Genomic DNA, 23376 nt, shown 5'->3' with positions numbered 1-23376 from the left:
AATAAAATAAAAATTTTAATAATAAGACCCAACAAATGAAAAAAATAAAATTTATAATTTTTAATGAGGATTATTGGAGCAAAGGTCTTATATATTCACAACATATTTTACCTCTAATTAATTTTCACGAAAATAATAAAGAATATAGTATTGAAATAATAAGTTATATTTCTTTTTTGGATTTAATACTTTACAAAAAGCAAATCAATACTTTAAAAAATGATTTAGCGAATTCAAATATAAAAATAGTTAATCTACCAACTTTATTTTTACGCGCAAGAGTTTTTTCATTAAAGTGGTATTTGTTCCCGTTTTTAATTATTACAACAATGCCATATCTATTTTGGCACTCCATCTCGGATCTGGCAAATAGAAATAAATTAATTATTTATCATTTAAGATCTTATCCTTCTGCTTTTCTGTATTCATCTATTTATTTTGGAAGATCAAAATTAATTTTTGACCCCAGATCCGATTTTATTCAAGAAAATATTAGAATCGGTTTATGGGGAAAAAATTCAATAACTAATAGGTTATGGGAAAAAATTGAAAATATGATTTTAAATAAAACACATAAAAGTGTTTTTATTTCTTCCCCTTTACGTTCTGATATTTTAGAGAGAAATAATATCAACTTTAACAATGACAAGCATATATTATTTTATAATACCGTTGACTTTAAAAATTTTAAAATTGCTTTTTCACAAAAAAGAGATAGTTCTAAAATTCATTTTCTATATACTGGTGGTCTTGGTAATTGGAATAATATTGAAACTTATTTATTTTTTTTCCAAAAGGTAAAAAAATATATTCCAGATGCATTATTCACTATTGTAACAAAAACCAGAGAAGTAAAATATATAAATATTTTACACCAAAAAAAATTCAAAGACTTAATTCCAAGTTTAAATATTTACAATAATATCCCTTACAATGAACTACCCTTTCTTTACAAAAAATGCACATTTGGCTTACAATTAATGAACGAAACTGATAGCAGGGTTGGTGTAAAGTTTGTCGAATACTTAGCAGCTGGATTAATTCCTATTGTTAACAATAATGTAAGGGGAGCAGCTCAAATTTGCAAAGAAAAAAATTTAGGTATAGTAATTAAGAATGTAAATGACCTTAATTTTGAAGAATTCTGTAAGAATATTTCATCTTTGAAAAATGCAAATGAGTTTATTACTCAAATAGACAATAATAAAAGTCTTTTTGATGTTAATAATTCATATAAAAAGCTTAATTTAATTTATGAATTTTAGCTTAACATATAAACATAATTTCAAACATTAGAAATATGAAAGTGTTTATTTTATTAATGTTCTTCTTTGTAAATATTTACAATCCTTTTTCCATTTTTTTAACAATTGCTTTTAATCTCTTAGTATTGTTTTTGTTATTAAGAATCAAATTAATAAATAAAAAAGAAGTTACAATCTTGATGATTTACGCTATTGTTGTCATTTTTTGGCAAGCTTTAGTCTTTCTAATTAATTCAAATTTATCGGAATATTTAATAGGGAAATATTTTAGAATTGTCTTATCAACAATTTTTTTGGGACTAATAATTCCAAACTTATCTTTTTCAGCAAGAAAAATCATCAACATAATCTCAATAATTTTATTATTACATATTTTAGCCATTGCTCTTCAAATTTTATTCCCTTCTGTAATAAATCCGATGGCAAGTATTTTTAATTTCAACAAGGATACTGATTTGCTAAATCGTTTAACTATCAGGAATTTAGGATTAGCAGGCTCATTTGATTATGCAGCCTTATTATCAGTATTCGGTATATATGTATTTTATTTTCAATATAAAAATACAAGAAAAATAGTTTTCTTAATATTATTTTTGCTTGCGTTTATTAGTTGTTTTAGAATCTCGAGAATGGCAATGATTCTAGGTTTCTTTGTTTTTATACCACTTGCTTTCACTCTATTAAAAAAAGTTTCATTCACAAAAAAAATATTCATCACGCCCATTCTGGTTGGTGCATTTATTCTAGTATTTAACTTCGCTTTGCCAATATTAGCCGGGTCGCTATATTTTATTCAAAATACTTCACTGAATAAAGGATATGATATAAGCAGAGCAGAATATAGTACATCAGATAAGGGGCTATTATACAATCATTTATTTTTCCCGGAAACGGTTTATGGTACCCTAATCGGGGAAGGAGTTGAAATTGATGGTACCGATATTGGCTATATCCAAACAATTTTTTCAATTGGAATCATTGGTCTAATGTTAATAATAATGCAATATTTATATATGATAAAACGGGTCTGGGTTATTAGAAAAAGTAAAACTTCAACTGAACTGAAGCAATTATGTAATTATTTTATTTTTTTCACCCTATTACTATTTATAGTTAATTTTAAGCTTTTGTTATTGTATAGTAGAGGCGCCCATGAATTCGTATTATTGATGTTCTTTACAATATTGACTATAAATAAAATGACCTATAAACATGATAATACAAATGCTAATTTATCTGTTTCTGAAAAAGTATTTTAAATTAAAAATCATGCTAAATGCACAATAAGAAAATTTTAATAATATGTGTAAATTATAATTCATATAATGAATTGTTAGACTATCTGGAATCTATTGATAAAGCAAATAGTCATCCTAAAAAAACAGCTTTAATTGATATATTTATTGCGGATAACACCACAGCAAACAACAAATTAATAGATACTTCAATTTACAAAAATATTAATGTAATGAATAAGCCTTTTCAGGAAAATCTTGGTTATTTGGGGGGAGTAAATAGAATAATAAAAGAAATAGGATTTTCATATCTCAAAATGTATGATTACTTTATTATTTCAAATGTTGATTTATTAGTTAGTAAAGATATTTTCAAAAATTTACTGTACAACAACTATGATCCTCAAATTGGATGGATTACTCCCCGTATTATTTCCCTACATACAAAATTTGACAAAAATCCAAGAATGATTGTTAGGCCTTCTCTATTTAGAATGAAACTTATGCTTTTTTTTTACAGTTATCCTGTTCTATTTAGTCTTTACCAAAAGTTAATACACCCATTTGTCAGGAAGAAAAAAACATCAAAGACCAGAAATATTATTTATGCGGGGCATGGTTCATTTATGATATTTACAAAATCTTTTTTTAAAAAAATTGATAATATTCAATTTGATAGTTTTTTATTTGGAGAAGAAATGTTTTTTGCTGAATTAATTCGTCAGGCGAATATGAAAGTTTTTTATGATGAATCACTATTAATAAATGACTATGAACATGTTTCAACAAAAAGTATAAAAGGCAAGTTATCAATTAAAATGAATCGTGATTCTATTAAAATGCTAATAAAAAAGTTTTGGAAAGAGTAAATCTAAAATATGAATATCATTTATCTCCACCAATACTTTAAAACCCCGGCCCAGCCCGGAGGCACCCGCTCATATTGGACTTCGCAGGAACTCATTTCGCGCGGGCATGAGGTTACTATGATTACAGGCAGTCAGAATATTACCCAAAGAAAAGAGGAAAAAATGATTGATGGTATTAAAGTCATATATCTGAAAGTGCCTTATGGTAATGCCATGGGAATCGTGCAGCGAATGAATTCATTTGTGAAATTTATGTTTCGCTCAACCCTCGAGGCAATAAAACAAAATGACGTTGATTTAATCATTGCCACTTCAACTCCGCTAACCATCGGGTTCCCGGCTTTGGTCGTTCGTTGGTTGAAAAAAACACCTTATTTGTTTGAAGTTCGTGATTTATGGCCCGAAGTACCCATTCAAATGGGTGGGTTAAAAAATCCAATACTAAAAAAACTGGCCATTGCTTTCGAAAACATGATTTATAAAAAGGCCAGACACATCGTAGCGCTGTCGCCGGGCATGGTAGAAGGTGTAATAGCTGCCGGAACGCCTGCAGAAAAAGTAGCCATGATACCGAACATGGCAAAAATTGATAAATTTTGGTCTCGGGAAATAAATTTTTCGGTTTATAAAAAGTTTAATTTAAATAAAGACTCATTTAAAGTGATTCACTTTGGCGCAATGGGTCTTGCCAATGGTCTTGAATACATCATTAATGCAGCCAACGAACTCAAACGCAGAAACGTAAACGATATTGATTTTATTTTTCTGGGAGATGGTGCGGTGAAAGAAAAGCTTGAAGCTGATGCAAAAACTAAAAATCTAACCAATGTATTTTTTCTGGGAAAATTCCCAATGACTGAAACGTCAGAAATAGTAAATGCCTGCGATGTTTCTTTGGTTACTTTTTCAAATCTTCCCATCCTTGCAACCAATTCGCCTAATAAACTATTTGATTCCTTATCGGCTGGCAAACCAATTATCGTAAATTCCAATGGCTGGACAAAAACGATGGTAGAACAACATGAATGTGGATTTTATGTGAATGCGACAAAACCTGGGGAGTTGGCTCAGCTACTGGTTCAGTTAAAGGGCAATAAACCGCTATTGGAGAAATTGGGTCGAAATGCCCGTAAATTGGCAGAAACTAAATACGACAAGTCTATTTTGTGTAATGAGTTTGCTGAAGTTGTAGAACAGAATTTCATTCAAAAATGATTAAAAAGGCTGAATTAAAGCAAGCAAAAGTGATTGCTAATCTGCACATCCAAACTATCAACCAGGGGTTTTTGCCCAAACTGGGCCCTTCATTTTTGCAAAGCCTTTACCGGTTTCTTATAAAGAAAGAACTGGTGTTGGTGTATAAAGAAGAGAATAATATTTTAGGGTTTGTGAGTTGCGCACTCTCCTCCAAAGGAATTATGAAACGGTTTTTGGTTTCCAGCCCGGCAGGCGTATTAAAAATTGGTTGGGCAGTGTTCAAAAAACCAGCTTTGTTAAAACCACTTTGGGAAACCTTCCGGGCGCCATCGCTTTCCGTTTCGGAAAATAAAAATGAACCTTCCATTCCCGAAACCGAATTGCTTTCCATTTCGGTAAGTCCACAGGCACAGCAGGGTGGTATCGGAACAAAACTGTTGGCTGCCCTGGAAAAAGAATTAGTCAACCGGGGAATTACCAGTTATAAAGTGATTGCCGGGGAAAAACTAAAAGGAGCCAACAATTTCTACCGTAAAAACGGGTTTGTACTGGTTAGGCAAATTACCATTCATGGCAACGAAGTTTCAAATGTGTATGTGAAAGAGATAGTCCACTAATATTACACGAAAAGGAAAGATTAGTGAAATTCGTGGATAAAATAATACCATGCTTTTAAAACGAGCCTTCGATATCTTCGCCTCCTTTTTCGGCCTGCTGGTGCTTTGGCCGGTGTTGCTGATAGTGGCTATACTCATCAAATTGAAGATGGGAGCCGGCCCGGTATTTTTCACCCAGAAGCGGGTGGGCAGGCACGGCAAGTTGTTTACGCTGGTCAAGTTCCGCACCATGTCGGTTGGCCACGGCGGCAGCAGCGTGTCGGTAAAAGGCGAAAGCCGCATCACCCCGCTCGGCGCCACCCTGCGTAAATACAAACTGGATGAGCTGCCCGGGCTGTGGAACGTCCTCAAAGGCGACATGAGTTTTGTAGGCCCTCGCCCGGATGTGCCCGGTTACGCGGATAAACTCACCGGTGAGGAACGTAAAATACTGGAATTGCGCCCCGGAATTACCGGCCCCGCCAGCATGAAGTACGCCAACGAGGAAGAACTGCTGGCCCAACAACCCGACCCGGTAAAATACAACGATGAGGTGATATGGCCCGATAAAGTCCGCATCAACCTCGCCTACCTGCAAAACCGCACGCTATGGCTGGATATAAAAATTATAATTTATACGGTGTTGGGAAAGAAATTGGAAAATTGGTGAAGGATATAAAAAACCACCTCCCTCCATCTTGCTCAACCGGTTCATCAAAGCGAGTCCCCCTTTTTAACCTTCTATTTCTAAATCAGTTTTCTTTTCAATAATTTTTCTAATTTTGAAAAAAATAATTCAGTAACATGGAAAAGTTAATAAATCTACATGTAGAAAAACTTCCGGAAGGTTACTATCTGGCAACCTCCGACACAATTCAAGGTTTGGTAGCGCAGGGCAGGACTTTATCTGAAACGCTTGAAATTGCCAGAGATATTGCAAAAAAATTACTGGAAGCCAGGAAAGAACAAAATGTCCATCTCATCACACCATCTGATAATTTTGAATTTCCGCTGGTAATTGGATTGTAACTTGCCAGAAGGATTTTTTATAAACGAAAAAATAAATTATGGGGCGGCTGGCAGGTTTTAGATATCGCGTAATAATCAAAAAATTAAAAAAATGTGGTTTTGAATTTTATCGGCAGGCGGCAGGCAGTCATGAATTATGGTATAATCCAAAGACCAAAAGATTTACCACTATACCAAACCATCCGGGTGATATGCCGGAAGGAACACTTAAGGCAATATTAAAACAGGCAAACATCAATACAGAAACTTTCCTTCAAATTAAATAAAAACAAGCGCCGATATAACGTTTTTCTCTGTAGGTCCTCATTACTAAAACCCTCCCGCTGGCGCAAACTCAGGGAAATAAAGGTTTATCAGTGGATAAAAGAAACCATTATCTTAAAAAGAACGGTTCCCTTACAGCAATACAAAAACATAAAAAAATTCTTATGCAAAACAAAAAGATAATCCTCTCCCTGGCAAAAATGTCAGGCCGCGAGCAGGAATTTATTAAAGAAGCTTTCGATTCCAACTGGGTAGTGCCGCTGGGCCCCAACGTGAATGGGTTTGAAGACGATTTGGCAAAATACCTCGGAGAAAACCGGCTGATTGTAGCGCTTAGCTCCGGCACAGCAGCCCTGCACCTGGCATTGATACAACTCGGCGTAAAACCGGGAGACGAAGTCATTTGCCAGTCGTTTACCTTTGCCGCCTCAGCCAATCCCATTGCTTACGTGGGTGCCAAACCCGTGTTTATCGACAGCGAACCCGATACCTGGAATATGGATCCGGCTCTGCTCGAAACCGCCATAAAAGACCGCTACGTAAAAACCGGGAAATACCCCAAAGCCGTTATTCCGGTGCACCTGTACGGTATGCCCGCCAAAATGGACGAGATTCTAACGGTATGTGCCAAATACAACATCCCGGTGGTGGAAGATGCTGCCGAAGCGCTGGGCTCGGAATACAACGGACGGCGCTGCGGTACATTTGGCGAACTGGGTGTGTTGTCGTTCAACGGCAATAAAATGATTACCACGTCGGGTGGCGGAGCGCTGGTTTGCCGTACCCCGGAACAGGCTGCCAAAACCAAATTCTATGCTACCCAGGCCCGCGATAACGCGCCTCACTACCAGCACTCAGAAATCGGCTACAACTACCGCATGAGCAACATTTGCGCCGGTATTGGCCGCGGCCAGATGACCGTGCTGGATGAATTTGTGGCCCGTCGCCGGGAGATTCAAAATTATTATTGTCAACAACTGGAAGACTTGCCGGGCGTTTCCTTTTTAAAAAATCCTTCTCCCGCATTTAATTCCAACCACTGGCTTCCCTGCGTTATCATTGAACCGCAGGAGGCCGGTTATACCCGCGAAGACCTGCGCCTCGCTATGGAAGCCGCCAATATTGAATCCCGCCCGCTGTGGAAGCCGATGCACCTGCAGCCGGTCTTCGCTGATGCTCCTTTCTACGGTGATGCATCGAAAGTGAGTGAAAGCCTTTTCGACCGGGGCCTTTGTCTCCCTTCTCATCCCAATCTCACCGACGAGGATCTGCAACGGGTAGTAGATGTTATTATTAAACTATGCTGATTGACGAATATTTGCTGGATAAAGTAACGGAACGGGCGAAGGCAAGCGAACGCCAATGCATAGAAGGTGGTGTATGGGATTCACATCCCCGCCGTTCATTGGCATACCCCCCTTTCATCGAAGCCCGTCATTGCGAGGGAGTCGAAGGGCAACGGAGACCTCCCGAAGCAAACTGTACCAATTGGCAGAAGCCTGGCTTACAACGAAGCCTCCCGAAGCAATCTGTCCGCATCCGCACCGCCCAACTTAAAACCACAGAACCAAAAAATTAAAAGTTATGCAATTTCGTACTTACCAGACTTACATCGCCACCAATAAGAACAACACGGTACTTTATACAGGAGTAACCAATAATCTGGTTCGCCGTATGGAAGAGCACAAATTCAAACAAAACCCTAAAAGTTTTACAGCCAGGTACAATATTGAAAAGCTGGTGTGGTATGAGAATTATACAGACATTGGCGAAGCCATAGCAAGAGAAAAGCAGCTTAAGGCTGGTCCCAGAAAGAAAAAGATACAACTAATTGAAGCAATGAATCCGGAATGGAAAGACCTTTATGAAACGTTGGAATAAATCTGAACAGATGGCTTCGTCGTACCTCCTCGCAATGACAGCCCTGAACAAAGCCGTTATTGCGAGGAGTGGCTCGGAGGAACGAAAGAGTCACGACGAAGCAATCTGTCGATAATCCGCACCAACTTAACTTAAAACCACAGGACAAAAAATAATCAAATCAGTACCGACTGCCACAAACAGAATTGTAATGGAAACCTGCAAGGATGAACAGATTGCTTGCCGCTTCGTTTCTCGCGGTCGCAATGACGGCTTGCCAGGGGGGTTTTTGGCATAAAGATTCGAAATAACTTCAGTTCATCCGTAAATTGTTAAAATTTGTTTATATATTTGCTTTCAGATGAATTCAAACATTATTAAATACAGATAGTTAACATCAACCGTTTAATCAATTGCTTCAGTAATGAAACAAATTTTAACCTATTTCACTAAGCGTTATTTACCCCGATGGTTAGTGTTGTTTTCCGACCTTCTTATTGTGGGTTTTTCCTTTATACTGGCTTTTTTATTGCGTTTTAATTTTAATATTCAACCAGTAAAAGCCAGTTTTGAGTACGCCCAACTTTCAATTGTTTTTCCGGTTGTTCTGTTTTGTTTTTGGAAATCGAAATCATTCTCCGGTATTTTAAGGCACAGTACAATGAACGATGTCATGCGCATTGTCAATTCCATGTTTTGCGCCGGAATAATGCTGATTATTGTTTCCCTTGCCGGCAGGTATTTACAGTTTCCCTCCTTTTTAATTATTCCCCTTTCCGTTATTGCAATAATGGTAACGGTGGCATCAACGCTGCTGATTTTATCAAGGCTTCTGGCCAAATTCCTGTTCAGTTTATTCAAAAAAGACAAAAGGGAATCTGTAAAAATAATGATTTTCGGAGCAGGGCAGTTGGGGCAAATTACCCGGAATGCCCTGTTGGTGGATGAATCAATCCCCATTGACCTGGTGGGCTTTATCGACGATAATCCCTCCCTGCAAAACAAATACACTGCAGGTGTTCCCATATACTCAGCCGATGCCGCATTCCGGAAAATTATTCCCGGTAAACAGGTAAGTGAACTGATTTTTGCAATCGACCCTTCCAGGCTTACCTACAAACGAAAAAGGGAAATTACCGATTTATGCCTGGAGCAGAACATTACGGTAAAGGAAGTACCTATGGTAAACCAATGGATTAACGGCGAGTTAAACGTCAAATCCATAAAGCGCATCAATATTGAAGATTTACTTGGCCGCGATGCCATTAAGCTGAATTCTAAAGAAATCAGTGAGGGGCTGCAAAACTCTGTTGTTCTGGTTACCGGTGCGGCAGGTTCCATTGGTTCTGAAATTGTACGTCAGCTTGTTGCCATTAATGTAAAGCAGGTTATCCTGGTGGATAAAGCTGAGTCTGATTTATTTCACATTGCCAATGAAATCGAATCAAAACCGGGAGCATCTAATTTTAAGGCGATTGTAGGCGATGTTACCAACAGGGAAAAGATGGAAAAAATATTTATGGCTTACAGGCCTTCCATCGTTTATAACGCTGCGGCCTATAAACACGTACCCCTTATGGAAGAATTTCCCTGCGAGGCCATAAGGGTAAATGTGGGAGGAACCCGGTTATTGGCGAATTTGTCGGTGAATTTCGAAGTGGAAAAATTTGTATTTATCTCCACCGATAAAGCCGTAAATCCCACCAACGTGATGGGGGCTTCCAAGCGCATCAGTGAAATATATATCCAGGCGTTATCGCAGTCCGGAGAATTTTCTACCAAATTTATTACCACCCGGTTTGGCAATGTGCTGGGGTCGAACGGCTCGGTTGTGCCGCTGTTTAGAAAACAAATTGAAAAAGGCGGGCCTGTAACTGTTACCAATAAAAATATCACACGTTATTTTATGACCATTCCCGAAGCCTGCCAACTGGTACTGGATGCCAGTTTTATGGGCCGGGGCGGCGAAATATTTGTGTTCGACATGGGCGAACCGGTTAAAATTTACGATTTGGCTGAAAAAATGATTTCGTTATCAGGGTTTATACCCCATAAAGACATAAAAATTAAAGTTACCAGCCTGAGGCCAGGGGAGAAACTTTATGAAGAACTGTTCGACAGTAAGGAGGAATTTTTACCCACCCACAACGATAAAATTATGATTGGGAAAGTCAGGCGGCATGAGTTTGCCGTGGTTAGTCAAAAAATAAACAACCTCCTGCGGGATATTGATAAAAAAGAGAGGTGCCTGCTGGTTAAAGAGATGATGGAAATTGTTCCCGAGTTCAAACCGGCGAATTCTTTATACAGCAACGCCTGATAGGAGAAGGGATTGGTAACCGGAAATGAATATCAGGATGCAGGCCCTGTAAATTTGAGAAAGTATATTTTATTACGACAAAAAATGAAGATAAAATTTAACAGCTTATTTAACCGGTTTTCAGATAAAAAAGAATCTGAACAAGACAGTGTTGGCCAGGGAAAAAAAGATTCCAGCTACCAGACATCTGCTATCATTTTTTTTGGTTCCATTATATCGCTGGTTATTATTATTATTTTACTGGTTATAGAGAAGTATTTTGGTTAATTATACAGAAAAGCCTTCGTTGCAACCAAGATTCAAATGGGGTTTATAATTCCGAAGGAACCGGTCTTTTCCTCACAGACCGGTTCCCTTGCCTCACGGGATATCGCGTTGCCCCTCAAAAAAACAAAAAGACGGCATCACGTTTGAATCGGAGTAACCCCAAACCGACGGCGTCGCTCCCAGCGACACCGTCGGGATTTACCGCACACCCAACGATTTTTTGGATTTCACCCCTTGGGGCCGGGGTAAAAAATCCGAAAAATCGTGAGTACTAAACCTCACTTTATGCTTCCCTATCCGCCAAGCGGATAACAAACAAAAATCAACGCCTGAAATTGCGGCGCATACATTGTTCGAGCTTTTTTGAACCACCCGCTTGCGCCTTGTATTCGCTATCGCTCATTTACCCCGGGCGTTGCCCGGGGCTATTATTATTAAACCCTTTCAGGGTTTTTCTTGCTAATAATTTAAATTTAAAAAATTTAAAGATTCACATAATTTATGAAAATCATTTCCGTAGTAGGCGCACGACCTAATTTCATGAAGATAGCTCCGTTTATCAAAGCTATTAAAGCATACAATAAAAATCTTGACGTTCGCAACGCACCGTCCCAGTCCTCCCTCCCCCTTGGGGGAGTTAGAGGGGGCTTCTTCTCTCCTCACAGACCGGTTCCCTTGCCACACCATTTATAAATGCCATTCACGCAGTGAATACCGCTTCTTCTCCCCTTTTAGGGGGAGATGCCGGCGTAAGGCCAGAAGCGCAGGAGGTAGAGGGGGTCAACTCCATTCACGCAGTGAATACCGCTTCTTCTCTCCCCCTTTGGGGGAGCCGGAGGGGGCTTCTTCTCCCCCCCGGGGGGACGGGGTAAAAAATCCGGGAAATCATAAGCAGCAAGCCCCACCCGCCAAGCGGTTCGATCTGCTTGGCGGATAATCAGCAACTAAAAAAACACTTGCATAAATCATCCAAAAGTTTTATCTTGCTTTTCATAAGTTCTTTAACAAATTGTACAACATGTTTATCTGATTTTTAATGCATCTTTAAACTTTAAAAAGGCAAACCAAAGCGCCAAAACCATATACCGGGCAACAAAAACGGCATTCAAAATAGCAAAAATGGGTTTTGACCATATAAAAATGATAAACCAACAGGTAAAAATCATATTTCATCGTGCAGAAATGACAAACCGGCAGGTTAAAATCATGTTTCACAGCGCAGAAATGACAAAACAGCAGTTAGAAATCATAAACCAATACGTAGAAATAACAAACCAGCGAAACAAAATAGCAAACAAAAATTCATCAAATATCAATTAACGGGTCCAAAGCCCACATGTATAATTTAAATTTACAAACTATGAGCTACAAAACATTTAACGAACAAATGGAATCCTGGCGCATCCTCATCTGGAACGCTGCCGACGACGCCGAAATTCAATCGCGCCTCGAAAACTACAGCTACACCACCGAAAAATTCGACCAGGGCAAAGCCCTCTGGCAACAAACCGACCAAGCAGGCAAACAACAGGCAAAAGAGCAAAACGAACAAACCGCTGCCACCGACGCCTTAAACGAAACCCGCGAAAAAGCCGAAGACGATTTAAAACGCGCAAAAAAAATCGCCCGCGTGGCATTCGATGGCAACAAAGAAGCATTCAACGCCCTTAACCTTAATGAAATCAACATCTCCCGGTTCGAAGACTGGCTGAACGATGCCGAAAAATTCTATGCCAACCTGCTCAGCAACCCGCAATGGGCCGAAACCATGCAAACCTACAGCTACGCCAATGAAGAACTTACAGCCCAACAGCAGGAAGTAGTTAGTTTGAAATCGCTGCAGCAGGCCCAGCAACGCGAGATGGGTGAAGCACAGCAGGCCACGCAAACCAAATGGGAACTCCACAGCCAGCTCAAAAAATGGTGCAACCAGCTCACCGAACTGGCCAAAATCGAATTCGAAGACGATGCCCAGCTCCTCGAAAAACTCGGCATCCTCGTCCGCTCATAATCTAAAAAAATCCGCTTCCTTTCCCCATTTGGGGGAAATGCCCGCGTAAGGAATGTGGGAGGACGGCAAAGGGGGTCATAATCTAAAAAAATCCGCTTTCTTTCCCCCATTTAGGGGGAAATGTCGGCGTAAGGCCAGTGCGTTGGCCGGCAAAGGGGGTCATAAAACCCAAAAGTCCGCTTTCTTTCCCCCAACAATCAAACATTCCGCTTTTTCTCTCCGCCAGCTGGCGGAGGGATGTCCGGCGTAAGGAATGTGGGCGGATGGACAGAGAGGTAGGGGGAAATGTCGGCGTAGGGCAAGTGGGCGGGTGACAAAGGGGGTGATAAACTAAAAAAAATACCGTTTCCTTTCCCCCATTTAGGGGGAAATGCCAGGGTAAGGCCAGTGCGTTGGCTGGCAAAGGGGGTCATAAACTAAAAAAAATAACGCCTTTTCTCCCCTCTAAGGAAACATGTCCGGTTCAGTGAGACTCATGTTTCATAATCCGCCAGCCGGTGGAAAACTGAAAGATGTAAGTCGAACTAATCCCGATTACGGAGTTTCGGGGCGCCTGCCCGGCTTTCGACGGGTAAGGAATGTGGGCGGAATGGACAGAGAGGTACTGAACGGATAATCAAATCAACGATATATGATTAAGGCGCATGCAACATATTTGCTTTAATTTACCGACTGCTTGCGCCTTGTATTCGCTATTGCTCATCGAACCCCCGGTTGAAACCGGGGGCTATTATAAAATTATTGAATATGGCTTTTAATTTAAAAAACAGAAATTTTCTGAAATTGCTCGATTTTTCTCCGAAAGAAATCAATTTTCTGCTTGAGCTTTCAGAATCATTAAAAAAAGCAAAGTATGCCGGAACCGAGCAGCCAAAACTGGCGGGTAAAAACATTGCTCTGATTTTTGAAAAATCATCGACCCGCACACGCTGTGCTTTTGAAGTGGCAGCTTTCGATCAGGGAGCCCGGGTAACCTACCTGGGGCCGTCGGGTTCGCAAATCGGAAATAAAGAATCGATGAAAGATACAGCCCGGGTGCTTGGCCGAATGTACGACGGAATAGAATACCGCGGTTTTGCACAGGAAACGGTGGAAACACTCGGAAAATATGCCGGAGTGCCGGTGTGGAACGGATTGACAAATGAATTTCATCCTACGCAAATCCTGGCCGATTTTCTGACTATGAAAGAGCACACCAACAAACCACTTTCTGAAATAAAATTCTGCTACCTGGGCGATGCCCGCAACAACATGGGAAGTTCACTAATGGTAGGCGCCTCAAAACTGGGTATGGATTTCAGGGCAGCCGCACCAAAAGCAGCACAACCTGCCGAAGAATTACAGAATCAGTGCAGGGAAATTGCCAAAAGCGCCGGTGCGAAAATAACTGTAACAGATGAAGTTGCTGAAGCAATTAAGGATTGCGACTTTATCTATACCGATGTATGGCTCTCGATGGGCGAACTGGAGGACATGTGGGCCAAACGCATTGAATCGATGCTGCCCTACCAGGTGAATAAAAAAACGCTGGAAATGACCGGTAATCCGAATGTAAAGTTTTTGCATTGCCTCCCTGCTTTCCACAATCGTGAAACAAAAGTTGGCGAAGAAATTTTTCAGAAATTTGGACTTGACTCGATGGAAGTGACTGAAGAAGTTTTTGAAAGTGAAGCTTCCATTGTTTTCGACCAGGCTGAAAACCGGCTGCATACTATAAAAGCTGTGATGGTGGCTACGCTGGGATAAAACTTTTAAAATTAATAAAATGTCTTTATTGCAATAAGTAATTTTTCAATTTCATTTATCAATTTGGCATGTTCTCCTTCAAAATGGTTGAACATTATTGAGAAAGCCAGTTGTTTCCCTTTATTTGTTATCAAGTAGCCTGAATAACACCTAACCCTTGTCATTGAGCCGCTTTTTGCCATCAATGTTCTTTCCGGGAAATCAGATGAACTAAAACTGTAAAGTGTCCCCTCTCCTGCTGTTGGTAACGAGTTTTTGAATTCTTCAGAACTATTCATGAAACTTAAAAGTCCGGTAAAAAACTGCGGGGTAGCCAGGTTAAAATGTGATAACCCGCTTCCGTCTTCCATAATCAATTGCATCGTATCGAGTCCTGCATGATGATAAAAATCGTTGATAATCTTTAGTCCATTTTCACGACTTCCTTTCCCATTCATTTCTGCAGCAACTTGTTTTACAAGATGTTCGGCAAAAAGATTGACGCTTTCCACATTCAGAATACGAATGATTTCAGCCAGTTCCGGCGACTCCTGGATAAAAATAGTGGCCAGTTGTTTTGGATTGATGGATCGTGTTATTACGTTGCCCGAAATAAAAATTCCATTTTTATTTAAATGCGCTAAAAAATCTTCAGCCAATAAAAATTCAGGAGAAGGATTTGATGCTTTTATGGTAAATGTCGATCTGCTTTTGGGAATAGTCCCTCTGATAATTCGTTTGCCGTCAATCGGACTGCCAAAAACATACGCGCGGTCGCGGTTGATGTTCGATGAAAGCACTTCATTTTGAAAATCAAGTCCCGAAACCTTTGGATAAATGGCAATGATTTCGGCAGGTTGCCCGGCCTCCTGTGGCGATCGGAATGTAATCCGGAAAAGGTTGTCGTAAACAGACAGCGCACTGGTACCGGCCCCGTAATAATTCCCCAGGTCTTCCCAAATCCAGGTCGACGGGATTTTTTCCGTTTCGTAAACAGACATATCCAAAATTAGGTTTCCTTCTACATTTTGTATTCCGGCCGCTTTTATTTTTTGCGTCCAGGTATGCAGAAAATGCGGATGAAAATAATGATCCATAAAATACTCCGATCCCAGCGCAGGATCTCCTCCGCCAACAATTACAAGATCGCCTTTCAAGGTACCATCCACAATTTTTCCGGTGTAACCAATTTTTGTTTCAAACCGGTAATCGGGGCCAAGAATTTTTAATGCAGCAGCCGATGTTACAAGTTTCATGGCAGAGGCCGGAATCATCAGTTTTTCGCTGTTGAAACTGTACAATTCTTCTCCGCTTTCCAGGTCAATTATGTGGATTCCTGCCGATGCATGTTGATATTCAGGTTGTTCCAGTAATGTTTGCAGCGCATTTTCAAATCTCTGCTGCGAATTGCCACAATGCGAAACCAAAATAGCTGTCAAAAAAGCAAATAAGCGTACCTTCATTTTTGTATTTTTGAATCATTAAAAATAATAGATTGAAAAGGATATCGGCAATTAACGAGAGGGATTTTGAAAAAGTGTTACTGTTTTTTGACCTGGTAGATTTTTCATCCTGAAATCAAATATAGAATGTTACGTACAATTTTACTGGTTGGAACAGGAGGATTTATTGGCAGCGTAATGCGCTACCTGGTACAGGTATTTGTGGAAAAAGATTTAAGCAGCGCTTTTCCTTACGGAACATTGATAGCGAACATTGCCGGTAGTTTTATCATCGGAATCGTCTTCGCGCTTGCGGAGAAAGGAAATTTGATGAGTTCGGAATGGCGAATGTTTCTGGCAGTTGGAATTTGCGGTGGATTCACTACTTTTTCATCATTTGCTTACAATAATTTTGTTATGCTGAAAGAAAATTCTTTTGGACCATTTTTCATAAATGTTTTTGGAAGTTTGTTTTTGGGCATCCTTGCGGTTTACCTCGGAGTTGTTGTTGTTCGTGCGATAATGTAGTTACAGGTTCCAGGTTGCAGGTTGCAGGTTGCATGTTTCAGGTTGCAGGTTGCAGGTTTCAGGTTGCAGGTTTCAGGTTGCAGGTTTCAGGTTACGGGTTTCAGGTTGCAGGTTGCTACCTGACACATGTACGCCACCCCATCAAACATTTTTAAAGTTTTACAATCTTGACCCTTTCTGAAACCTCTTTACATGCAATTTCGTGTAAACAAGAAAATAATTAAACCCAGTAATCATGGAAATTTCAGGGAAATCAGGAGCGCTTAAAATTTACCTCGGTGAATCAGACAAAATACACGGTAGGCCGTTGTATGAAGAAATTGTTTTTGAAGCCAGAAAAGCCGGACTTGCTGGCGCCACTGTTTACAAAGGAATTATGTCATTCGGGGCAAGTCATTCCATTCATACCATGAAAATATTTGCTTTGTCGGAAGACATGCCGGTTTCGGTTGAAATAGTCGATACCGTTGAAAAACTGGATGATTTTGCCGGAAAGGTAAACGAGTTGATGGAAAACAGCAAGCGTGGCGGGTTGATAACTTACCATGAAGTGGATGTGCTGCGGTATGAGGTTGGTGAGAAATACAGGAAATGAGCAGTAGCAAAATGCAGAACCATTCTCTTTAAAAAGATTGATGTAGCAGCTAAGAATCTGCTACCTTGTTTAACAGAAGAAACATTTATTCACAAAGAAAACTGTTCTCTTTTCATTGAATGAGTTAATCGCATTGATGATCTTAAAAAAGAAGATATTCTGGGATGCCTGGCATTCGCTGCAAAATCAGTTCATCTAAAAAATATCGAATTTCCGGCAGCATGAGAATTATTATCGACGCTCAATTACCTGAATCAATTTGCGAATATTTTTATAACTGCGATTGCATCCACACTAAACATCTTGAAAATAGAAATTTCACAAAGGATACCGAAAAATTTTTACAATAAGCTGGTTGGATAAGGATGAGGGAACCGTTCCCGGGAAGAAAGGAACGGTTCCTACCAAACCTAATATTCAGAAATCGGTGCACCCAAACCAGGTTAACCCTATATGAAATCTTGAAAATCCGTTGAACTGCTCTTTTACACACAAGCAAACATTTTACTATCTTTGAACTGCATTTTGCGAATCGAATTTAACATTCTGATTTTCTGATAAAAACAAAAATAAGTTGAACAATAAAAACGAATTGTCATGTTAATAAGCGACATTAGAGCAAGAGAAATTTTAGACTCGCGTGGTAATCCTACCATCGAAGTGGAAGTATTACTTGAAAGCGGCGCTTTTGGCCGTGCTGCAGTTCCGTCAGGAGCTTCAACCGGAGAAAACGAAGCGCTGGAACTGCGCGACGGAGATAAAAACCGTTACCTTGGAAAAGGCGTTTTGAAAGCGGTTGATAACGTAAACGATATCATTGCCAAAGAATTGGTTGGCATGGATGCCACTGACCAGGTAGCAGTTGATAACAAACTTCTGGAACTGGACGGAACCAAAACAAAATCGAAGCTGGGCGCCAACGCACTTCTCGGAGTTTCACTGGCAGTTGCGAAGGCTGCTTCAGAATTTGCCGGAGTTCCGTTGTACCGCTACATTGGTGGAGCCAACGCCAAAACATTGCCGGTTCCGATGATGAACATCATCAACGGTGGTTCACACTCTGACGCACCAATTGCATTCCAGGAATTTATGATTCGCCCGATTGGCGCTTCATCTTTTCGTGAAGGTTTGCGCATGGGAGCCGAAGTTTTCCACAGCCTGAAAAAAGTATTGAAAGGCCGCAATCTGAGCACTGCTGTTGGCGACGAAGGTGGCTTTGCCCCGGAACTGGAAGGAACCGAGGATGCACTGAACAGTATCATCGAAGCCGTTAAAAAAGCCGGTTACAAACCAGGACGTGCTGAGGATGGTGGCGATGTTTCTATCGCACTCGATTGTGCAGCTTCGGAATTCTTTGAAAACGGAGTGTACGATTATACCAAATTTGAAGGCGAAGGCGCTGCAAAACGTAACCAGGAAGAACAAGCTGCTTATCTGGCTGAATTGGTTGAAAAATTCCCGATTGATTCCATCGAAGACGGAATGGACGAAGGCGACTGGGAAGGCTGGGTAAAACTGAATGCTGCAATTGGCGATAAATGCCAGCTTGTTGGCGACGATCTGTTTGTAACCAACGTTGAATACCTGCAAAAAGGAATTGAACTGGGCGCTGCCAATTCTATCCTGATTAAAGTGAACCAGATTGGTACGCTTACCGAAACACTGGATGCCATTGAAATGGCGCACCGCGCAGGTTATACTTCAGTAACTTCTCACCGCTCGGGTGAAACTGAAGATGCAACCATTGCCGACATTGCCGTTGCTACCAATTCCGGTCAGATTAAAACCGGTTCTTTGAGCCGCTCCGACCGCATGGCAAAATATAACCAGTTGCTCCGCATTGAGGAAGAACTGGGCGAAAGCGCGATTTACGGCTACAAAAAAATCTATAAAAAATAAAAGTAATGCGGTTTTTAGCCGCTCTCTTTTAACCGGATAACTAATTATCCCTGAGGGTTTCAAAATTCCCCCAGGGATTTTTTTTGTGTTTTTTCTAACAGAATGAAAAACTTGCTTGCAAAGCTGAAATTTCAATTTACATTTGCAAAAAATTAAAACTGGTTTATAAAAGTAAATTGAATGCCGGTTAAAAAGTAGTATAAAAAAGAAAACAAACCGCTTTATGATTTCGTCGATTATTGAAATACTGGTTATGCTCAACCCCTTTGCATTGTTTCTCTACCTGGAACCAATCAGAAAAGATTTGCCACATAAAAGTTTTATGCGGGTAATATTTAAAGCCACGCTTATTTCATTTGCAATATGCCTGGTTTTCTTCTTTCTGGGCGATTCAATTTTCAGAAAAGTTTTTCAGATTAACTTTGAATCGTTTCGCATTTTCGGTGGGATCATCATTTTTTCTTATGCTTACTTTTTCATTGTTCGCGGCCAGAAAGCATTGATTATGATCAAGGAAAACCTCGACGACCTGGCATCTGAAATTGCGCTTCCGTTTATGGTTGGTGCCGGAACAATTTCACTCAGTATTTTGCTGTCTCAGAAACACTCAATTGGCATTGGAGCCCTTTCTCTGGTTATAATTTTCGGGATAAATTTTCTAACCCTTTATACTTTAAAAAGGTTTCGTGATTCTATCGACGGCAGAAAGTTCAAAACCGCTTTCGATAAAAACATGGAAATTTTGCTCCGGTTAAACGGATTTTTCATAGGTGCAATTGGGATCAACATGGTATTAACAGGAATCCAGAACATGTTCGTCCTGGGATAGGTAATTACCTTGAAGAATTAAATATCTTCAAAATCGACATCGGTAAAATCTTTCCCCTTTTCTTTACTGTCAACAGTTACCTCTTCAGTTTCACGGCTCTCTGTTTTCTCACCGGGCTGGTTCTCTTTTATGAACTTAATTACGTCAGTCAAACTTTCGGCAAACTTGTCGAAATCTTCCTGATAAAGAAACACTTTGTGCTTTTCGTAGTGAAATTTACCGTTTTCGGAATACCTTCTTTTACTTTCGGTAATGGTAAGATAATACTCATCGTTTCGGGTGCTTTTTACATCGAAAAAATAAGTTCTTTTTCCTGCCCTAATCACATTTGAATAAATTTCCTGCCTGAATTTTTCATCAGCCTTTTGCTTTTCTTCCTTACTGTCAACCCTTTCCATTCTTCTTAATTTTCGATTTTATTCAAGTTAGTTATTCAAAAATAGAAAAATAATTCAATTATTCCGGTTGAAAATCAATAATCGGGATTCATTTCCCGGGATTCTGTTCATTTGGAATCTAATTTATACTGATTCTAATTTCAGAGAATTTACCGGTAAATCTGATTGGTTGCAGCTAGCAAGGTGTTGTGCAAAAGCGAAACCCTTGTCATAGGGCCAACTCCACCGGGGACAGGAGTAATAAATGAACACCGGGGGGCAACCTCGTCGAATAAAACATCGCCCTTCAGTTTCCAGCCCGATTTCGTTTTGTCTGATTTTACCCGGGTAGTGCCCACATCAATAACTACGGCCCCCTCTTTTACCATGTTGCCCTTCACAAATTCGGGCGAACCAATGGCAGCCACCAGAATATCGGCGCTTCGACATAATCCTTCCAGGTTTTTGGTGCGGCTGTGTGCAACCGTAACCGTGCAGTTAATGGCTTTCTGCGACATCAGGATACTCAGCGGGCGGCCAACAATGTTGCTGCGGCCAACAATCACGCAATTTTTTCCACTGGTTTCAATATTGTAACGTTTCAATAGCTCAACAATACCAAATGGAGTGGCAGAAACAAACGACGGGAGCCCGATAACCATCCTGCCCACGTTTTCGGGGTGAAAACCATCCACATCTTTTTTGGGATTGATGGCCTCGATTACATTCTGATCGTTAATATGGGCAGGTAGCGGAAGCTGTACAATAAACCCGTCGATGTCGTCATCGTTGTTCAGCTCATCAACTTTGGCAAGCAGCTCTTCTTTGGTCACGTCGTCTTCAAACCGAACAAGCGACGATTTAAACCCCACCTCCTCGCAATCTTTGATTTTGTAGGCAACGTAGGTTTCGCTGCCGCCATCGTGGCCAACCAAAACAGCGGCCAGGTGAGGTGTTTTTCCGCCTTGTTCCTTTAGTTTAGCAACCTGCGCAGCAATTTCCTGCTTCATTTCTGCTGCCACTTTTTTCCCGTCAATCAGTTTCATAGTTTTTATTTTGAAACAACCCTGCAAATAACAAAGTTGTATTTTAAAATTAGACTATTTAAGCAAAATGCAAAATAACAATTAAGCAAATCACAAAACACAAATAATAATCAAACACCAAAAATCAATTTCCAAAACACAACTATTTCAAAAATTTTGGAATTTAAAAAATTGAACATTGTAATTTATTTGATATTTGTTTTTTTGTCTATTGGTATTTTAATAAAATTCAAAACTTACAACTTAACTTTCGCTCAACTAAAAACGTCTTCCCGGCTGCTTCATTCCTCCCATCATGCGCTGCACGTTTTTGCCCTGCGACACGGCTTTCATCATTTTACGGGTTTCAGCAAATTGTTTCAACAATCGGTTCACTTCCTGTATATTGGTGCCCGAACCATTGGCAATTCGCTTACGGCGGCTGCCGTTAATCAGTGCCGGATTTTCACGCTCATCGGGTGTCATTGAGTGGATGATAGCTTCGATGTGCTTGAATGCATCGTCGTCGAGGTCCATGTTTTTCATGGCTTTCCCCATCCCCGGAATCATGGAAACCACATCTTTCAAATCACCCATTTTTTTAATTTGGCTGATTTGTTTCAGAAAGTCGTTAAAATTGAAGGTATTCTTCGCCAGTTTCTTCTGTAGTTTCCGGGCTTCGCCTTCGTCGAACTGCTCCTGGGCTTTTTCCACCAGCGAAACAACGTCGCCCATCCCAAGAATACGGTCAGCCATACGGGTGGGATGAAATACATCCACGGCATCCATTTTTTCGCCGGTCCCCACAAATTTAATGGGCTTATTAACCACCGACCTGATAGAAAGCGCGGCCCCACCGCGGGTATCACCATCAAGTTTGGTAAGCACAACGCCGTTGAAATCGAGTGTGTCATTAAATTCTTTGGCTGTATTTACAGCGTCCTGACCGGTCATGGCATCCACCACGAACAAAATTTCGTCGGGCTCAACGGCATTTTTAATCGATGAAATTTCTTTCATCATCTGCTCGTCGATGGCCAAACGACCGGCGGTGTCAATAATCACCACATCGTGGCCTTTGGTTTTGGCTTCTTTAATGGCAGCTTTGGCAATTTTAACCGGATCTTTATTTCCGTCTTCGGTGTAAACAGGAACATCAATTTGTTCGCCCACAACTTTCAGCTGTTCAATTGCCGCAGGGCGGTAAACGTCGCCGGCAACCAACAGCGGGTGGCGGCCTTTTTTGCGCTTGAGCATGTTGGCCAGTTTTCCGGAGAATGTAGTTTTACCAGAGCCCTGTAAACCAGCCATCAGAATTACCGACGGAGAACCTTTCAATTCGATTTCGGCAGTTTCGCCTCCCATCAGTTCGGTCAGTTCATCCTTTACAATTTTTACCATCAGCTGGCCCGGCTTCACCGCGGTAAGTACCTGCTGGCCAAGTGCCTTTTCTTTTACATCATCGGTAAATTGCTTTGCTATTTTAAAGTTAACATCGGCATCGAGCAAAGCGCGGCGGATATCTTTCAATGTTTCAGCCACATTGATTTCGGTAATCAATCCCTGCCCTTTCAGCATCTTAAACGATTGCTCCAGCCTGTCAGTTAAATTGTCAAACATCTGTTATAATTTTTCTTTTTTGAAAATGAGTCCCAAAAATACAAGTTTAAAGTTGAATGGTAAAAGAATGCGTGGAAAATATATTTTAAGAAACTCTTCTTTAAATTTGAAACAGATTTCCGGTACTTCACTTTAAAAATGATTTTGTCTTACTAAAAAAGAGATTAAATTTGTAAATAACGGAATTTGAAATTTCTCATTCCTGATTATCACAACATTGATATAAAATGCAAACAATAAGAATAGAAATAACGGGAGAAGAATCGTTGGAGGAACTCAAAAAACTGGAAGAGAATAAGTTAATCCGAATTCTGAATGAGCCGGATATTAATTCATATTCTCTCCCCGGCGAAGCCATTTCTGAAAATGATTTTAAAAGCTGGATTGAATATGCTGAAGAGTCTCCGACAACGGATCTTTACC

24 protein-coding genes are annotated in these 23376 nt (G+C 40.2%); 20 read left to right on the top strand and 4 right to left on the bottom strand.

The genetic code is table 11. The annotated features are described in order from the left end of the window. Positions 1 to 35: 35 nt before the first annotated feature. The 15 genes from ACTCNA_RS12765 (at position 36) to argF (ending at position 14659) form a co-directional block, all read left to right on the top strand. Positions 36 to 1265 (top strand): glycosyltransferase, encoded by a 1230-nt coding sequence (locus tag ACTCNA_RS12765; protein WP_462948310.1) that lies wholly within the window; start codon positions 36 to 38, stop codon positions 1263 to 1265. A gap of 35 nt (positions 1266 to 1300) precedes the next feature. Beyond that, positions 1301 to 2524: a hypothetical protein gene (locus ACTCNA_RS12760; RefSeq protein WP_462948309.1), complete on the top strand. Its 1224-nt coding sequence runs from the start codon at positions 1301 to 1303 to the stop codon at positions 2522 to 2524. A gap of 17 nt (positions 2525 to 2541) precedes the next feature. Further along, positions 2542 to 3369, top strand: coding sequence for a glycosyltransferase family 2 protein (locus tag ACTCNA_RS12755; protein ID WP_462948308.1), 828 nt, complete (start codon positions 2542 to 2544; stop codon positions 3367 to 3369). A gap of 9 nt (positions 3370 to 3378) precedes the next feature. Continuing rightward, on the top strand, positions 3379 to 4584 hold the full coding sequence (locus tag ACTCNA_RS12750) for a glycosyltransferase family 4 protein (RefSeq protein WP_462948307.1): 1206 nt from the start codon (positions 3379 to 3381) through the stop codon (positions 4582 to 4584). Then, the gene (locus tag ACTCNA_RS12745) at positions 4581 to 5183 is read left to right on the top strand and encodes a GNAT family N-acetyltransferase (protein ID WP_462948306.1); all 603 of its coding nucleotides are present in this window, start codon (positions 4581 to 4583) and stop codon (positions 5181 to 5183) included. Before ACTCNA_RS12750 ends, ACTCNA_RS12745 begins: the two co-directional genes overlap by 4 nt. A gap of 49 nt (positions 5184 to 5232) precedes the next feature. Next, positions 5233 to 5832 carry a sugar transferase gene (locus ACTCNA_RS12740; protein ID WP_462948305.1) on the top strand — a complete coding sequence of 200 codons (600 nt, stop codon included), beginning with the start codon at positions 5233 to 5235 and terminating at the stop codon, positions 5830 to 5832. A 134-nt stretch (positions 5833 to 5966) separates the two neighbouring features. After that, complete coding sequence (locus ACTCNA_RS12735; RefSeq protein WP_462948304.1) at positions 5967 to 6191, top strand: type II toxin-antitoxin system HicB family antitoxin; 225 nt, start codon at positions 5967 to 5969, stop codon at positions 6189 to 6191. 38 nt (positions 6192 to 6229) lie between these two features. Continuing rightward, the gene (locus tag ACTCNA_RS12730; protein ID WP_462948303.1) at positions 6230 to 6457 is read left to right on the top strand and encodes a type II toxin-antitoxin system HicA family toxin; all 228 of its coding nucleotides are present in this window, start codon (positions 6230 to 6232) and stop codon (positions 6455 to 6457) included. A gap of 162 nt (positions 6458 to 6619) precedes the next feature. Further along, positions 6620 to 7762, top strand: coding sequence for a DegT/DnrJ/EryC1/StrS family aminotransferase (locus ACTCNA_RS12725; protein WP_462948302.1), 1143 nt, complete (start codon positions 6620 to 6622; stop codon positions 7760 to 7762). A gap of 277 nt (positions 7763 to 8039) precedes the next feature. Next, positions 8040 to 8336 (top strand): GIY-YIG nuclease family protein, encoded by a 297-nt coding sequence (locus ACTCNA_RS12720; protein ID WP_462948301.1) that lies wholly within the window; start codon positions 8040 to 8042, stop codon positions 8334 to 8336. A 403-nt stretch (positions 8337 to 8739) separates the two neighbouring features. Further along, the gene (locus ACTCNA_RS12715) at positions 8740 to 10635 is read left to right on the top strand and encodes a polysaccharide biosynthesis protein (RefSeq protein ID WP_462948300.1); all 1896 of its coding nucleotides are present in this window, start codon (positions 8740 to 8742) and stop codon (positions 10633 to 10635) included. A gap of 84 nt (positions 10636 to 10719) precedes the next feature. Further along, positions 10720 to 10902: a hypothetical protein gene (locus ACTCNA_RS12710; RefSeq protein WP_462948299.1), complete on the top strand. Its 183-nt coding sequence runs from the start codon at positions 10720 to 10722 to the stop codon at positions 10900 to 10902. Positions 10903 to 12262: 1360 nt separating this feature from the next. Beyond that, the gene (locus tag ACTCNA_RS12705) at positions 12263 to 12913 is read left to right on the top strand and encodes a PQLLE family protein (RefSeq protein WP_462948298.1); all 651 of its coding nucleotides are present in this window, start codon (positions 12263 to 12265) and stop codon (positions 12911 to 12913) included. Positions 12914 to 13379: 466 nt separating this feature from the next. After that, complete coding sequence (locus tag ACTCNA_RS12700; RefSeq protein ID WP_462948297.1) at positions 13380 to 13529, top strand: hypothetical protein; 150 nt, start codon at positions 13380 to 13382, stop codon at positions 13527 to 13529. Between the two features lie 131 nt (positions 13530 to 13660). Further along, entirely contained in the window at positions 13661 to 14659 is a 999-nt protein-coding gene (gene argF / locus ACTCNA_RS12695; RefSeq protein ID WP_462948296.1) for an ornithine carbamoyltransferase, read from the top strand. An 11-nt stretch (positions 14660 to 14670) separates the two neighbouring features. On the opposite strand, the gene dacB is transcribed toward argF, so the two are convergent. Further along, positions 14671 to 16101 (bottom strand): D-alanyl-D-alanine carboxypeptidase/D-alanyl-D-alanine endopeptidase, encoded by a 1431-nt coding sequence (dacB, locus tag ACTCNA_RS12690; protein ID WP_462948295.1) that lies wholly within the window; start codon positions 16099 to 16101, stop codon positions 14671 to 14673. Positions 16102 to 16227: 126 nt separating this feature from the next. Between dacB and crcB the strand changes: the two genes are divergently transcribed. The 4 genes from crcB (at position 16228) to ACTCNA_RS12670 (ending at position 19931) form a co-directional block, all read left to right on the top strand. Continuing rightward, positions 16228 to 16608 carry a fluoride efflux transporter CrcB gene (crcB, locus tag ACTCNA_RS12685; RefSeq protein ID WP_462948294.1) on the top strand — a complete coding sequence of 127 codons (381 nt, stop codon included), beginning with the start codon at positions 16228 to 16230 and terminating at the stop codon, positions 16606 to 16608. Between the two features lie 235 nt (positions 16609 to 16843). Then, positions 16844 to 17203 carry a DUF190 domain-containing protein gene (locus ACTCNA_RS12680; protein WP_462948293.1) on the top strand — a complete coding sequence of 120 codons (360 nt, stop codon included), beginning with the start codon at positions 16844 to 16846 and terminating at the stop codon, positions 17201 to 17203. 597 nt (positions 17204 to 17800) lie between these two features. Then, positions 17801 to 19102, top strand: a complete 1302-nt coding sequence (gene eno, locus ACTCNA_RS12675; RefSeq protein WP_462948292.1) for a phosphopyruvate hydratase — start codon at positions 17801 to 17803, stop codon at positions 19100 to 19102. Between the two features lie 223 nt (positions 19103 to 19325). Next, positions 19326 to 19931 carry a MarC family protein gene (locus ACTCNA_RS12670; protein ID WP_462948291.1) on the top strand — a complete coding sequence of 202 codons (606 nt, stop codon included), beginning with the start codon at positions 19326 to 19328 and terminating at the stop codon, positions 19929 to 19931. 17 nt (positions 19932 to 19948) lie between these two features. Here ACTCNA_RS12670 and ACTCNA_RS12665 read toward each other — a convergent pair whose 3' ends face one another. From ACTCNA_RS12665 to ffh, 3 genes are all read right to left on the bottom strand, one after another. Beyond that, complete coding sequence (locus ACTCNA_RS12665) at positions 19949 to 20329, bottom strand: DUF3276 family protein (RefSeq protein ID WP_462948290.1); 381 nt, start codon at positions 20327 to 20329, stop codon at positions 19949 to 19951. A 149-nt stretch (positions 20330 to 20478) separates the two neighbouring features. Further along, positions 20479 to 21354: a bifunctional methylenetetrahydrofolate dehydrogenase/methenyltetrahydrofolate cyclohydrolase FolD gene (gene folD / locus ACTCNA_RS12660; protein WP_462948289.1), complete on the bottom strand. Its 876-nt coding sequence runs from the start codon at positions 21352 to 21354 to the stop codon at positions 20479 to 20481. A 258-nt stretch (positions 21355 to 21612) separates the two neighbouring features. Continuing rightward, positions 21613 to 22953, bottom strand: coding sequence for a signal recognition particle protein (ffh, locus tag ACTCNA_RS12655; protein WP_462948288.1), 1341 nt, complete (start codon positions 22951 to 22953; stop codon positions 21613 to 21615). Positions 22954 to 23180: 227 nt separating this feature from the next. Here ffh and ACTCNA_RS12650 point away from each other — a divergent pair. Continuing rightward, positions 23181 to 23376, top strand: a 196-nt coding sequence (locus tag ACTCNA_RS12650) for a hypothetical protein (RefSeq protein ID WP_462948287.1), incomplete at its 3' end; no start/stop codon positions are given.

Source organism: Tangfeifania sp. (assembly GCF_055108615.1).
Note: the sequence above shows the minus strand (reverse complement) of the source record. Positions and strands in the feature narration are given on the sequence as shown.